The sequence below is a fragment of the Aeromonas aquatilis genome, from assembly GCF_054052405.1.
In genome coordinates this window covers 1-419 of sequence record NZ_JBSTYP010000175.1, presented here as the reverse complement: position 1 = coordinate 419, position 419 = coordinate 1, and the positions used below count along the sequence as shown (strand labels likewise).

Genomic DNA, 419 nt, shown 5'->3' with positions numbered 1-419 from the left:
AGTACTACTTCGGGTTGTGCGGGACCGGCTTGCTGCTGTTGCAGGATATGGCTGGCGTCTGTCGGCTTGAGCAGGTTTTCCCCGGCAGTGTTCACCATATCCCGGGTCACGTGGCCCACCGGCTGATCAATACCGGCGAGAACCGGCTCTCTGCGCTGGCGGTCTGGCCTGCCATTGCCGGTCATGATTACCGGATGATGGCAGAGCGGGGGTTTGGTCTGCGGGTGGTCGCAGGGAAGGAGGGGGAGCCTTGTATTGTGAGCAGCGAGGTGAGCGCTTCAATCACCTAACCATCAGCCAGCAGGGGTCGTGAGCGACCCCGTTAGCTGCTGCCGCAGGATTGGCGCACCACCAGGGAGGGGGGCAAGATGATGCTCTTGGCCGGTTCGTCATTGCCGGCAATCCGTTCGAGCAGCAGT

The 419-nt window shown here is 62.1% G+C and carries 1 protein-coding gene; it reads left to right on the top strand.

Annotated elements, in window-relative coordinates; all coding sequences use genetic code 11:
* The coding region (locus ACW5W8_RS23880; RefSeq protein ID WP_498630895.1) for a cupin domain-containing protein at positions 1-290 on the top strand (290 nt) is incomplete at its 5' end.
* Between the last annotated feature and the right edge of the window lie 129 nt (positions 291-419).